The sequence below is a fragment of the bacterium genome, assembly GCA_019912885.1.
In the GTDB taxonomy this organism is placed as follows: Bacteria; Lernaellota; Lernaellaia; order JACKCT01; family JACKCT01; genus JAIOHV01.
The window spans coordinates 1-12,761 of the sequence record JAIOHV010000087.1; the positions used below are offsets into that span (position 1 = coordinate 1).

Here is a 12,761-nt window from a genome sequence, read left to right on the forward strand (position 1 = left end):
GTGCGGGCGCGTCGCCCACCGGCCAATACACGACAAAAAGTCCGATGCCGATGCCGACCGCGAGGCCGAGCACCAGCATGCGGATCGTCGCGCCCCGCGCGCCCGTTTCGCCGGTCATCGGATCAGGTGAGCCTGGAAAGCGCCGCCGCGATGCGGGCGAGACCCTTTTCGATCTGCGCTTCGCTCGTCGCGTAGGACAGGCGGATGTTGTCGTCCGATCCGAACGCGCCGCCGGGCACCACCGCGACCTCGGCCTCCTCGAGCAGGTATTCCGAGAGATGGAACGAGTTGGCGATCTCGCGGTCGCCGGCGCGCTTGCCGAAATACGCGGAAATGTTCGGGAACACGTAAAACGCGCCCTGCGGGCGGAAGCAGGTCAGCCCCGGGATGTCGTCGATGAGATTCAGGATCATCTCGCGACGCCGCGCGAACGCGTCGATCATCGGTTGGATCGTCTCGTCCGGCAGCGCCAGCGCGGTGACCGCCGCTTTCTGCGCGAAGGTCGGCATGTTCGACGTGGACTGGCTCTGCAGATTGCCCATCGCGCCGATGACGTTTCGCGGGCCGAGCGCCCAGCCGAGGCGCCAGCCGGTCATGGCGTAGGTTTTCGAGAAGCCGTTGACGAGGATCGTGCGTTCGCGGATGTCCGGATGCACGGTGGCGAAACAACGGAACGCAAAGCCGTCGTAGACGAGCTTGTCGTAGATCTCGTCGGCGATCACGATGAGGTCGTGCTTGATCGCAAGCTCGGCGATCGCCGTCAGGCTCGCCGCGTCGTAGGCCGCGCCGGTTGGGTTTGACGGCGAGCACAACACGATCGCGCGCGTGTTCGGCGTCAGATGCGCCTCGATGGCCGAAGGCGTCGCAAGAAATCCCGTCGCCTCGGTCGTGGGGATGGTGACGGGCCGCCCGCCGGCAAGCTCGACCATCGGCGGATAGCTCACCCAATACGGCGCGGGGATGATGACCTCGTCGCCCGGATCCAGAAGCGTCAGAAAAATCTCGTACAGCGCATGCTTGCCGCCGCACGTCACGATGACATCGGCCGCGTCGTAATCCAGGCCGTATTCGCGCTTGTATCGCGCGGCGATCGCGCGCCGCAGCTCCGGCAGGCCGGGCGTGGGGGAATATTTCGTCAGGCCGGCGTCGAGCGCGTCCTTCGCGGCCTGTTTGACGGGCGCGGGTGTGTCGAAATCCGGCTCGCCCGGGCCGAAGCTGACGATGTCGCGTCCCTCGGCGACAAGCGCCTTGGCGCGCGCGTCGATCGCCATCGTCTGGCTGGCGGGCAGGTTGGTGAGAAGTTTCGAGATCTTCATGGTCGGGGTCTTTCTCAACCGGTGAGGTGGATTTTTCTTAGATGGCCGGCCTTTTTCTTGAGCGCCTTCAAGACCGGCGCGGGCACCATCTCGCGCACGTTGCCGCCGAGCATCGCCACTTCCTTCACCATGCTCGAGGAGAGGAAGATGTATTTCTCGCTCGCCATGAGAAAGAACGTGTCGACGCCCGCGAGCAACATGCGGTTGGTGAGCGCCATCTGGAATTCGTATTCGAAATCGCCCACCGCGCGCAGGCCGCGGATGACGACGGACGCTTTGCGCTCGCGCAGGAAATCGACGAGCAGGCCCTCGAACGCCTCCACGCGCACGGGCAGATCGGCGAGCGTTTCGCGGATCATCTCCACGCGCTCGTCGGGCGTGAACAGCGTGCTTTTGCGCGGATTGACCGCGACGCCGACGATCAGGTTGTCGAAGCTCTCGGCCGCGCGGCGGATGAGGTCCTCGTGCCCCTTGGTGAACGGATCGAAACTTCCCGGATAGACGGCGACCTTCGTCACGCGGACTCCCAACCGTAGAAGGAAAAACGGGTGTCGCCGTAACGGCGCGAATCGCGACGCACAAGCGGCCCGGCGGCGACCGGCGCATCGAAGCGCCGATCGTGCTCAAATACAAGGAGTCCGTCCGGCGACAGGCGCCCCTCGGCCGCGGATCGCGTCACGAGAACGAACGCGAGCGCCGCGTCTTTCCAGGGCGGGTCGGCGAAGATGATGCGGAACACGGCTTTCTCGTCGTCCAGAATTTCGAGGGCGCGCGCGGCCTCCATCGGCATGACGCGCGCCGCGGCCCCTGTGATATCGAGGTTTTTTCGAAGTGTGGCAAGGGCCGCGCGGCTGCTTTCGATCAAGGTCAGCGCCCCGGCGCCGCGGCTGGCCGCCTCGATGCCCACGGCGCCGCTGCCCGCGTACACGTCCAGAAAACTTGCGCCCCCGATCTCGCCCGCGAGAATCGAAAACAGGGCCTCGCGCGCGCGATCCGCCGTCGGCCGTGTGGTCTCGCCGCGCGGCGAGAAAAGCCGCCGCCCGCGCCATTTTCCACCGATCACACGCATAGCCGTAAGACCCCGGGACCGGCAAGGCATTCGCGGCACGCCGGGATGTCGATTTAGCACGCGGCTTCGCGCGGTTACAAGGGAGGCTTTTTTATGCGGTACACGATGAACACGGAGAAGACACGGAGGACACGGGGGAATTGTGAACGGGGATCGTGGAGGGCAATTTCAAAAATGCTCTTGCGTCTTGTCATCCGGCTTTTGTGTCTTGTGGCTTTTGTGTCTTGTCATCCTGAGCAAAGCGAAGGATCTACGTTCGTCCTGGTGCGGGGCGAGACCCTTCGCTTCGCTCAGGGTGACAGTTGCGCGAACATGTTTTGAGATCGGCTCCGCGGCGGTCATTTCGCGAGTCGCGATTGCGGTGACCTTCCAGCCTTCCAGCCTTCCAGCCTTCCAGCCTTTCAGCCTTTCAGCCTTCTCAGGGAACCGCCCATTCCATCTTCGCCTCGCCCTGCATCCCCGCGGCGAAAAGCGTGAACGTGCCGCCTTTCAGGTCGAGCGTCTCGCCTGAGATCGCGTCCTCGCGCGGGAAGACGACCTCGTAAGCCTTCGACCAGGTCGAGACGTAGGGATACTGCATCAGTTCGGCGCGAAGCCGGATCTTGCGTTCGCGGATGCTCGTCGGCGCAATTTTGCGGCCGTTGACGTCGACGAGCCAGAGGCGAAACGACGGGTTCGCCTTGTCCAGGTTGTTCCACTTCGCCACCGGCGTGTAGGTGGAAACGAGAAAGCGCGCGGATCGTTCGAGTTCTTCCCTGTCGCTGCCCGCCAGGCGCGCCAATTCGTCGGGGATGATCTTTTCCGCGCGCGCGCGCTCCAGGCGCAACGCCTCTCGGAATTCCGCCGAATAATACGTGGCATGCACGATCAGTTCGGTCTCGAAGTTCCGGTAGATCGTGTCCATGCGCGTCCAGTTTTCGAGCACGTCGAGATAGCTCTTGTACGAGCCCTCGTAGTCGATCTCGGGACGCACGTCCTTGCCCGCGCAGGCGGCCGCAAAAAGCGCGAGCGCGCACGCGACCGCCACGCCGCGAATGACGCGGGCGAATGTTCGGTTCGAAAAACGGGAATTCAACATGCGCGCGATCCTAGCGAAAAAACGCGCGGCGGAAAATCGGCCCGCTCAGCACCCACACCCGTCGCAGCTGCCGCCGTCATCGTCGTCATCGCCGCGGTCGGTTTCAGCGTCCGATTGAGCGTCGTCGTCGCTGGGGGCGGTGTCGTCGTCCGCCGCGTCATCGTCGGAAACATCGTCATCCGCCGCATCGTCATCCGACACGTCGTCGTCCGCTGTGTCGTCATCCGCGTCGTCGTCGCCCGCCGCCTTCGCGATCGTCACCCAAAGGGCGATGTCGCGCTCAAAATCCGGCAGCGCGATCGCGGCGCCGCCGTCGCCGGGCGTCAGGGCGATCTCGCCGAGCCATGCGCCCGCCCAGGTGTCGAACAGCTCCGCGCTTGCCGTGTCGCCGGGCTCGATCGCGACGCCGGGAAGCTCGGCGACGCCGCCTTTCACGGGCGCGATTTCCTCCATCGGGCCAAGCCAGCCGCTTGCGCGATCGTGAATCCATGCGATCCACTCCGTCGTTTCGCCATCGGGCGCGACAAGCGCCCAGGCCTCGAGCGCGCGCGAGCCCGCGACCGCGCGGATGTCGGCGGATTGCGTGAACGCGGCGATATCCACGCCGGACAGAAACGTCTTCATCGGCGCGTTGACCGCCCAAAGATCGTTCGGATCGACGTAGCTGTCCCACCACCAGTACATCCCGCCGCCCGCGTAGCCGTTCATCACCGCGGACCAGACGCCGTTGTGCATGTTCACGCCGAGCGTGTCGCGAAGGTGCGCGGTTCCCTGCCAATCCACGCCAAGCTCCGACAGAAGAAGCGGAGAGCCGGCGTCGAAATACGGCTCGGTGAATAACGGAATCAGCCAGGAGCCGTATGCATACATGTGCCGGTTGTTGAAGTCCCAGGTATCGAGGTCGAAACCCGGAAACGCGATGGGTGAGCCGAAGCTCGTTGTCACCAGGTGCGCGGCGGGATCCATCGAGCGGATATCCGCCGCCGCATCCTGCGCCCACGGGGTCATGACGGACGGAGGAACGCCCACGATGAGATCCGCCTCATTCCACAACTCCCACGCGAACAGCGAGGGATAAGCGTGCCAGCGCGCGACGGCGTAGCGGTGCAGGTTGGCCGCCAGACGCTGCGCCTCAGGATCGGTAAAGTAATCGGCGCTCGTCGCGCACGGCCCGCCGTTCGCCGCGTTGTAGGGATTGTCGGCCCAGCTCGTCCACGCGAGCGTTTCGAACTGGCTGTGATGGTGCAGCACGAGCTGAACGAAGATTCCACGTTCGCGGGCGTAATCGAGCAGGTGATCCAGGCGCGCCGCGGCGGCCTGGTTGTATGACTCCAGCCCCGCGTATTCGCCGGACGGATGATTCCCGTTCCATTCGAGCGACCAGCCGACGCCGTAGTGCGTCATCCAGAGACGCGTCCAGTTGCCGCCGCCCGCCGCGAGATCGTCAAGGTAGGCGTCGTAGGCCCACGTGCCCGATGGTTCTGTCGCCCAGTCGATATTGACGCCAAGCGCAACGAGCGTCCCTTGCCCGTCGACGGCGATATAACGCGGATTGTCCGGATGGCGCCGCGCGAAACCGGCCCGCGCGGGGGGAAGCGCGTCGACGACGACATCGTTAAAAACGTCCTCGCCGTCGATATCCCGCGCCGTTACGCGGAAAATATGCTCGCCCGGCTCCATCGGTGCGTAGCGCGCTCGCCAGCCGGGATCGCCGGCAGGAGTCCAGACTTCCGAGCCTTCGTCGAGCGAACGAACAAGCGGGGCGTGCCAGAACGCCGGAAAATCGGCGGCGTCGCCGGACGGCGTTTCCACACGCACCGTTACATCGATTTCGTCGGGGTCGTAGGGATTATTGAAATCGGCCTCGATGTCGATGCCGAAGTCAACGATCTCGTATGCCGGGATCTCGGCGGCGCTCGAATCGACGGAGAGCACTTCCGCGCCCCAGGCGGTCGACGCCGCGCCGGACGCCAAAAGGATCAGCGCGGCAAACGATTGTCGGTGGCGCCGGTCAGCACCCACACCCACCGCCGCAGCCGCCGCCGTCATCGTCATCGTCGCCGCGGTCGCTTTCAGCATCCGATTGCGCGTCGTCGTCGCCGCCGGGGGCGGGGGCGGTGTCGTCATCGGAGGCGTCGTCATTCGTCGCGTCGTCGTCGGATGCATCGTCATCCGCCGCGTCGTCATCGGTCGCGTCATCATCCGCCGCGTCATCGTCACCGGGGATCGTCGTGGTGGTCGTGGTCGGTGCGGTTGTTGTAGTGGTAGGGATCGTCACCGTCGTCGTGGTCGTGGTCGGGGGTGCGGTCGTGGTCGTTGTCGGCGTCGTGGTCGTCGTCGTCGAGAAGCCCCAGCCGATCTGTGCGCGGCTGTGCGGGCAGGTCGTGAGCGTCAGGTCGTCCATGAGGCACGGATCCGACGTGTCGCAGCCTTTTTCGCAGTTGCCGTTCGAGATGTGCCACGGATTCGACACGCACGTGCACCCGCAGGTGAAGTAGCCCGGTGCGTAGTACTCATCGCACGCCCAGAACGAATGCCCCATCTCATGGCTCGCGACGCCGCTGAAGTTGTCGATGCCCCAGCCGCCGTTGTCGTAGGTCATCACCCAATACGGGCCACCGTAATACGAATACGCCGAGTAGTCGTTCGAGAACGCGCCGTCATCGTCGTTGACGCTGTTCACGACGAAAACCGACAACGCGTTCGTCAGCCCGAACTGATTCGTGACGAACTCGTTGAACGCGTGCACCGTCGTCGCGCATGCGGGGTTTGAATAACCCAGATTGCGCATGACATCGTTGATCCACAGGCACTCGGAGAACGACGAGCGGCTGATGGGCTCGTACTTGGTCTCGTAATACGGGCTGCCGAGGCCGTAGTGGTACACGGTGAACGTGACGGACTGGCCGTGCGCGGCGGCGTGCGTCGCCCACCAGGCCATCCCCTCGACGAGCTCGTTGTACACGTTGTCGTAGGTCTGCTGCGTCCAGTCTTCCTTGTTCGGATCGAGCGTGCCGTCGCTTTCCACGGCGAGCATCACGATGCCGATCGAACCGGTCATCGGCCCCATGTCCGCAAGCGCCGCGACGGGATTCGGAAAGGCGTCGCCGGCCAGCGGCGGGCCCTCGGTCGTCGGGTCGATGCTGCTGAAATCCAGATCGTCGAGGAGCTGCCAGGAAAGCTCGTTCCAGCGTTTGTACGCCGCGGTGCGTCTTTCGCGGCACGCGTCGGGCGCGGATGAAGCCGCATCGACGGCGTTCACCGGGCCGCGATACACGCCAAACCCGCGCGACGCGATCTCAACGAGCGCCTTTTCCCGCGCACGCACGACCATCGCGGGCGCATCCGGCAGGATCAAAAGCGGAAACTCGCCCGCGTCCGAAAGCTCGTCGCGAAGCGTGTGGATCGCGCCTTCGTCGCAGTCGCGCGCGACGACAAGAAAGTCGATCCACGCGTCGTCGGCGCGCAAAAGCGCGGGCGCAAGCGCCGTCAACAGAATCGCCGCAAAGGCGAGGGCGGCGGCGAATCGGGTCGGAATCATGGCTGGCTCCCGGCCGCGCGGGCGCGCGGTTTATCGGAACGTGACGTCGAGGATTTCGAAGCTGCGAACACGGCCGGGCGTTTCGATATCGACGATCTCGCCGGCGGTTTTGCCGATGAGCCCCCGCGCGATGGGCGACTTGATCGAGATGCGGCCGTTATCGACCTCGGCCTCGACCTCGCCGACGATCTGATATTCGAGTTCCTCGTCGGATTCCAGATCCTGCACACGCACCGTCGCGCCGAACAGCACGCGCTCGCTGCGGATCGAAGAAGGGTCAACGACGTGTGCGCTGGCGATCGCCGCTTGCAGGCGGCCGATGCGCGCCTCGATCATTCCCTGCTGTTCCTTGGCCGCGTGGTACTCGGCGTTTTCGGAGAGATCGCCTTCCTCGCGCGCGGTGCCGATGGCCTTGGAGATGCGCGGGCGCTCCACCTTCACGAGGTGATCGAGCGCGGCCTTGATCTTCCGCAAACCGCCGACCGTGATCGGTGTCGTTTCACTCATGCGTTTATCCGTCCCTAACGAAAATCGCGGCGCATGGGTGGCGCCGCAATGTTGCAATATACCTGAAAACGGGCCGGTAACGCTACATGCGCCTTGCCCGCGCCGGGTGCCTGATGTCAGGGCCGCAAACGAAGTCGCCCCGATCCAATCGGGGCGGCTTCGTTTGCGGTCGATACCGCCCCGGCATCAATGCCTTCGCCATCGATTGTGCTGGTGCGCGGCCGACCGCGCACTGTGTCGCTCCGCCATAGCGGAGCGACTTTGTTTGCGGCCCTGACACAGCCGGCGCCGAAGATGCGCGCGACGGCGCGCCATTGCGGAGCGACTTTGTTTGCGGCCCTGACATAGCGAAGCTCCGCGCGAAACAAAACGGCCGGCCCCGCGAGGGACCGGCCGCCACTCAATCCTCAATCCTCGATCCTCAATCCTTTCTCAGATCAACTCGCTCGGGAACGGGCAAAGCTCTTCGTCGCCCTCGGGGAATCCGGCGCCGGGATAGAACTCGCCGTCGGATACCAGCACGACGCCTTCGCTGTAATAAGTCCGCAGGAACGTCTCGCCCCAGCACTCGGTCGCCAGAAACGCGGAGACGTCAAAGCCGCCGGCCTGCATGTCATCTACGTCGCCGCCGGTCACCGAAAAGTCGGAGCGGCCGACGCCGTTTCCCTGCCATTTGGTCGCAAACCACACGTCCTCGGCTTTGGCGAACTCGTCGCCGTGGTACTCTTCCCAATGCGCGTCGCCGTGCCAGCTCGCCGTAAACTCGCCCGTATTGTCCGCGTGGTTGTGATAGGCGTAGTCCGCGGTGATCGGTCCGGGCAGGTCTTCGTATTCGCTGTCGTAGTCCTGCCAGTGGACGTTGATCTCGCGCCCGTCGGAGACGGTGTCGTAGTCGCAGGAGATCGAGCCTTCCTGATCCACTGTCGGGTCGAGCGACGCCGCAACGTCGAGGTCCAGATAGAACTCGCCCACGCCGCGGCGCGACGTGTCGGTGGAAACGGTCGTCGAGCCGGACCAGACCGTCGTGAACTCGTCCTCGGTGTTCTTGGCGCGCCAGCCGAGCGTGTATTCGTAGTCCTCGCCGCCGGTGTTCACCATCGTGAAGAGCATCTCCACGGGCGAAAGGCCGTCGTCGATCCACGGCCCCCACACGGCGGTGTCCTCGGACTCGCTCGTCGGCGGGTAGCTCGTGATCTCGTCGATGATCGAGATGAACGAGAGGATCGCGTAGTTCACCTCGCGCGTCGAATCGACCGTTTCCTCGTAGAGCGTCGCCAGCTCGCCGACGGATTTGTAGTAGTCGTCCTCGTCCTGCCCGGGGATCGTCATGGCGAGGCTCGCCGCATCGGGCAGGGCGTCGCGCCAGTCGCTGTCGTCGTCATCGTCGCCCCCGCCGCCGCCGCCGCCGTCATCGTCGTCATCGTCGTCGTCATCGCCGCCGCCGCACGCGACAAGCGCGCCGGACAGGGCAAAGATCAAAACGGTGAGCAGCCAGGTTTTCTTGTCCCAAATGATACGCATGTTTTTTCCCTCCATGGTCCTTCGCGCATTGCGCGATCGGGACGCAAGGATTGCCAGATTCGCGCGTTAGACTACGCCAACGCGGGCGAAGGTTCAAAGATTTCTTCACGAAATCACGCGTCAAATCTTTGATGGTGTTTCAGAAATCCGATATACCCCGCGCCCGTGCCCGTGCCCGAATCGCATCCGGCGGAACACAGAGAGCACCGAGGCGACACAGAGGACACGGAGATTTCCTGGGAACGCCGAGCTCTAGCTCGGCTTGGGACCGCGGGCGGCCCGCCCGCTTAGGAAAGGCGATTCGCCGGGAGCGCAGGCGTCCCGCCTGCTTTGAAAAACGCGATTCCCCGGGACCGCGGGCGTCCCGCCTGCTTATAAGAATCGCGCTCGCCTTTCCCGCCTTGTGCTATCATTCCACCGTCTTCGAGGGTAGCGACGCATGAAGGCGTCAACGTATCGCATCATCATCGTGTTCCTTGCGGCGTTCCTTCTCGCCGCTTGCGCGCCGAGCAGCGATGACGACACCGCCGACGCGGACGACGACACCGATAACGGTGTGCTCCCGGGCAACAACGATCGTACTTCGTCGGAAGACGATGATCCCAATGTCGATGACCCTGCCGATGACGGGGACGACGACGCATCTGTGGCGGACGACGACGCGTCGCTAGACGACGATGCCTTGGACGACGATGTGACCGATGACGACATAGCGGACGATGATGTCTTCGACGACGACACGGACAATCCCGCGCCGGACTGGCCGGCTGTCTGCGAACTTCCCCGCCCGCCCGTCGACGCCTGCTCCGACGCGATGCTGAAGCTCTATTGCGTCAACGGCTACCCGGTTGTCAAAGACGACATCCTCTACACGCAGATGCAGGCCATCGCCGCGTGCCGCGATGGAAGCGACCCGGTTTGGAGCGATATCGTTGATTGCTCTCGTAGCCTGCTGCCGGTGCCATGTTCGCTGTTTACCTTCGACTTCTTGGGGTATGCCATGAGCGGTTTTGTCGGGTGCCTTTCCGAAAAGGGCTGGCCGGCCGAGAGAACGGAGCTTTTCGACCCCAACGAGTGGCAGCTCGAAAACGATTTTCAGGTTCATCAGATCCTTCAGGCTCTGAATTACTGGGTTTATCTCCCGTTGCTCTATCCCGGCTGGCTGATCGAATTTGGCGGCGCGACCATCGGCCCCGGCGCTCAGGACATCCGTGCGCAATATGCCGGTGGGGGCGCTGACCCGCATTACGGAAACGGCGAGATGATCTTTTACATTGGCGACGCCGTGTCGGCGCAACCGGACGCGATCGAATTTTCGATGGATGGGTGCTGGCTTCAGATACCGGGCATGTTCGGCGGAGAATATTCGGAGACCTACGGTTCGATCGACGTCAAGCTCGTGGCGGTGACGCCATGATCGCGGCCATCTTGCGCCTTCTGCCCGTCATATTCGCGGCGGTCCTGTTTCTTGCCGCCGTAATCGGATGCGTGCCGCCGGGTGGCGGCGATGTTTCGTCGGCGGCGGACGACGACACCGCGGATGACGACGACGCATCGCTCGACGACGATTCGGCGGACGACGACAGCGTATTGGACAACGACGCGACGGATGATGACTCCATGCCGGACGACGATGCGTTGCCTGACGACGACTTCGGCGACGACGATACCGTCGCGGATGACGATACAACGATGGACGACGACACCCTCGACGACGACACGCTCGACGACGACACATTCGACGACGACACGGCCGATGACGACACCGGCGACGACGACACGACCTGGCCCGAGGTCTGCGATGACCCGTCTCCGCCGGCGGACGAATGCGCGGACGCGCTGTTCAAGCTGTACTGCGATGTTGGATTTCCGGTCATCAAGGACGACATCCATTACACGCAGTCCGGCGCGATCGCCGCATGCCGGCTCGGGACCGATCCGGTGTGGGCGGATATCGTCGATTGCTCCGCGGCGATTTTCCAGGTGGGTCTTTTCATTCACATGGGCTACCCCATCATGCCTTTTGTCGCCTGCATGCAGGAATCGTGGCCCGCGCAGCAGACGGGCGTTTTCGACGCCACGCTATGGAGGGCCGAAGAGCCCGCGTACCCTCCGCTTCATTTCTTTCAAAGTCTGAATTTCTGGGCATTCGACCTGTCGGTAATCAGTGAACCGCTTTACATCGAGTTTGCTGGTGCAGTTACTGATCCGGGTATACCCATGTTGCGCGGCCAATTCGTCGCCGCCGGCGGGGACGAACACACGGGCACATTCGTGGTAATGAGCGAATCGGGAAACCTGACGTCGATGACGGACGATACCGTGACGTTCTGGCTCGCCGGCTGGTACGAGTGGGCGACGAGGTTTGGTTACGAAATCGGCGAGACCGGACACGAATTTCGGCTCGTACCTTTGGCCACGCCCTGACGCCGCCGCGTGCACACCCCCCAGACAAAACCCCCGTTTGGTGCTATATTTCCGGTAGATCTCGCGGTCGCATTCCGGCCGTTTTGAGCAACCTCGCGTGGCCGCGCTGCCGGCCCGCGCCATCGACCAAGGGAATGGGAAAATGATCAACGCGGCGACCCTCGCCGAGACCAGAGAGCAGATGAAGCGCAAGCTTTCGCGAGTCGTGCCGGAGGCCGAAATCGCGCTGAAGGCCGAGCTCGTTTTCGAGATCAATCGCTTAAAGGCTGAGCGCAACGCGGTCATCCTCGGGCACAACTACATGGAGCCGGCGCTGTTCCACACCGTGCCGGACTTTGTGGGCGATTCGCTCGAGCTTTCGCGCATCGCCGCGACGACGGACAAGGATCCCATCGTTTTTTGCGGCGTGCGTTTCATGGCCGAGACGGCGAAGATCCTCTCGCCCGAAAAGCTCGTGCTGCTCCCCGCGAAGGAGGCCGGCTGCTCGCTCGCGGCCAGCATCACCGCCGACGACGTGCGCGCCCTCAAAAAGCGCTTCCCCGGCGTGCCGGTCGTGACATACGTGAACACTTACGCCGACGTGAAAGCGGAGACGGACGTTTGCTGCACGTCGAGCAACGCGGCGGCCGTCGTCGAGTCGCTCGGCGCGGAGCGCGTCATCTTTTTGCCCGACGAATATCTGGCACGAAACGTCGCGCACGAGATGGGCCTGTCGATCGCGTTCCCGCAAGACGGCGACGTCGGCGACGCGCAAATCCTTGGCTGGCGCGGGCGCTGCGAGGTGCACGAAAAATTCACCGTCGAGGACATCACGAACGTGCGCAAGCAGTTCCCGGACGTCATCGTGCTCTCGCACCCGGAGTGCAGCCCCGAGGTCGTCGCGGCCTCCGACTTTTCCGGCAGCACCAACGCGATGATCCGCAACGTCGAACAGTCGTCCGCGCCGCGCTACCTGCTCATGACCGAGTGCGCGATGGGCGACAACATCGCCGCCGCGAATCCGGACAAGGAGATGGTGCGCCTTTGCAGCGTGCGTTGCCCGCACATGAACGAGATCAAGCTCGAACACGTGCTGCACGCGTTGCGTCATGATGAGCAGGCGATCGAGGTGCCCGAAGAGATTCGCGTCCGCGCGAAAAAATCGCTCGACCGCATGCTTGAGATCGGCCCGCGAAAAGAGATGCGCGCGGCGAACTCGTAATCGCAGGTTTTACCGCGAAGACGCAAAGGAAACGCGAAGAGCGCGAAGAAAAACTTGTTTGCCTTTGCGTTCTTCGCGAATCTTTGCGTCTTTGCGGTGCT

11 protein-coding genes are annotated in these 12,761 nt (G+C 63.7%); 3 read left to right on the forward strand and 8 right to left on the reverse strand.

Annotated features, from left to right (window positions below):
• Nucleotides 1-122: 122 nt before the first annotated feature.
• The 8 genes from K8I61_07145 to K8I61_07180 all read right to left on the reverse strand — a co-directional run bounded on the left by K8I61_07145 (nt 123) and on the right by K8I61_07180 (nt 9,032).
• Nucleotides 123-1,316 carry a pyridoxal phosphate-dependent aminotransferase gene (locus K8I61_07145; protein ID MBZ0271796.1) on the reverse strand — a complete coding sequence of 398 codons (1,194 nt, stop codon included), beginning with the start codon at nt 1,314-1,316 and terminating at the stop codon, nt 123-125.
• A 14-nt stretch (nt 1,317-1,330) separates the two neighbouring features.
• Nucleotides 1,331-1,834: a pantetheine-phosphate adenylyltransferase gene (gene coaD / locus K8I61_07150; GenBank protein MBZ0271797.1), complete on the reverse strand. Its 504-nt coding sequence runs from the start codon at nt 1,832-1,834 to the stop codon at nt 1,331-1,333.
• On the reverse strand, nt 1,831-2,385 hold the full coding sequence (gene rsmD / locus K8I61_07155; protein ID MBZ0271798.1) for a 16S rRNA (guanine(966)-N(2))-methyltransferase RsmD: 555 nt from the start codon (nt 2,383-2,385) through the stop codon (nt 1,831-1,833). The genes coaD and rsmD overlap by 4 nt, the downstream gene beginning before the upstream one ends.
• 418 nt (nt 2,386-2,803) lie before the next feature.
• Entirely contained in the window at nt 2,804-3,463 is a 660-nt protein-coding gene (locus K8I61_07160; GenBank protein MBZ0271799.1) for a hypothetical protein, read from the reverse strand.
• Between the two features lie 45 nt (nt 3,464-3,508).
• The gene (locus K8I61_07165; protein MBZ0271800.1) at nt 3,509-5,542 is read right to left on the reverse strand and encodes a cellulase family glycosylhydrolase; all 2,034 of its coding nucleotides are present in this window, start codon (nt 5,540-5,542) and stop codon (nt 3,509-3,511) included.
• Nucleotides 5,475-7,004, reverse strand: coding sequence for a hypothetical protein (locus K8I61_07170; protein MBZ0271801.1), 1,530 nt, complete (start codon nt 7,002-7,004; stop codon nt 5,475-5,477). The genes K8I61_07165 and K8I61_07170 overlap by 68 nt, the downstream gene beginning before the upstream one ends.
• Before the next feature lie 30 nt (nt 7,005-7,034).
• Nucleotides 7,035-7,511: a transcription elongation factor GreA gene (gene greA, locus K8I61_07175; protein ID MBZ0271802.1), complete on the reverse strand. Its 477-nt coding sequence runs from the start codon at nt 7,509-7,511 to the stop codon at nt 7,035-7,037.
• Between the two features lie 432 nt (nt 7,512-7,943).
• Nucleotides 7,944-9,032 (reverse strand): hypothetical protein, encoded by a 1,089-nt coding sequence (locus K8I61_07180; GenBank protein ID MBZ0271803.1) that lies wholly within the window; start codon nt 9,030-9,032, stop codon nt 7,944-7,946.
• 439 nt (nt 9,033-9,471) lie between these two features.
• Here K8I61_07180 and K8I61_07185 point away from each other — a divergent pair, with 439 nt between their 5' ends.
• The 3 genes from K8I61_07185 to nadA all read left to right on the forward strand — a co-directional run bounded on the left by K8I61_07185 (nt 9,472) and on the right by nadA (nt 12,660).
• Nucleotides 9,472-10,449: a hypothetical protein gene (locus K8I61_07185; GenBank protein MBZ0271804.1), complete on the forward strand. Its 978-nt coding sequence runs from the start codon at nt 9,472-9,474 to the stop codon at nt 10,447-10,449.
• Nucleotides 10,446-11,459: a hypothetical protein gene (locus tag K8I61_07190; GenBank protein MBZ0271805.1), complete on the forward strand. Its 1,014-nt coding sequence runs from the start codon at nt 10,446-10,448 to the stop codon at nt 11,457-11,459. The genes K8I61_07185 and K8I61_07190 overlap by 4 nt, the downstream gene beginning before the upstream one ends.
• 142 nt (nt 11,460-11,601) lie before the next feature.
• Complete coding sequence (nadA, locus tag K8I61_07195) at nt 11,602-12,660, forward strand: quinolinate synthase NadA (GenBank protein MBZ0271806.1); 1,059 nt, start codon at nt 11,602-11,604, stop codon at nt 12,658-12,660.
• Nucleotides 12,661-12,761: the final 101 nt, after the last annotated feature.

Coding starts and splice junctions, on each gene's coding strand:
- K8I61_07145 (MBZ0271796.1), bottom strand. CDS start 1,316: ATGAAGATCTCGAAACTTCTCACCAACCTGCCCGCCAGCCAGACGATG.
- rsmD (MBZ0271798.1), bottom strand. CDS start 2,385: ATGCGTGTGATCGGTGGAAAATGGCGCGGGCGGCGGCTTTTCTCGCCG.
- K8I61_07160 (MBZ0271799.1), bottom strand. CDS start 3,463: ATGTTGAATTCCCGTTTTTCGAACCGAACATTCGCCCGCGTCATTCGC.
- K8I61_07165 (MBZ0271800.1), bottom strand. CDS start 5,542: ATGCTGAAAGCGACCGCGGCGACGATGACGATGACGGCGGCGGCTGCG.
- K8I61_07170 (MBZ0271801.1), bottom strand. CDS start 7,004: ATGATTCCGACCCGATTCGCCGCCGCCCTCGCCTTTGCGGCGATTCTG.
- greA (MBZ0271802.1), bottom strand. CDS start 7,511: ATGAGTGAAACGACACCGATCACGGTCGGCGGTTTGCGGAAGATCAAG.
- K8I61_07180 (MBZ0271803.1), bottom strand. CDS start 9,032: ATGCGTATCATTTGGGACAAGAAAACCTGGCTGCTCACCGTTTTGATC.
- K8I61_07185 (MBZ0271804.1), top strand. CDS start 9,472: ATGAAGGCGTCAACGTATCGCATCATCATCGTGTTCCTTGCGGCGTTC.
- K8I61_07190 (MBZ0271805.1), top strand. CDS start 10,446: ATGATCGCGGCCATCTTGCGCCTTCTGCCCGTCATATTCGCGGCGGTC.
- nadA (MBZ0271806.1), top strand. CDS start 11,602: ATGATCAACGCGGCGACCCTCGCCGAGACCAGAGAGCAGATGAAGCGC.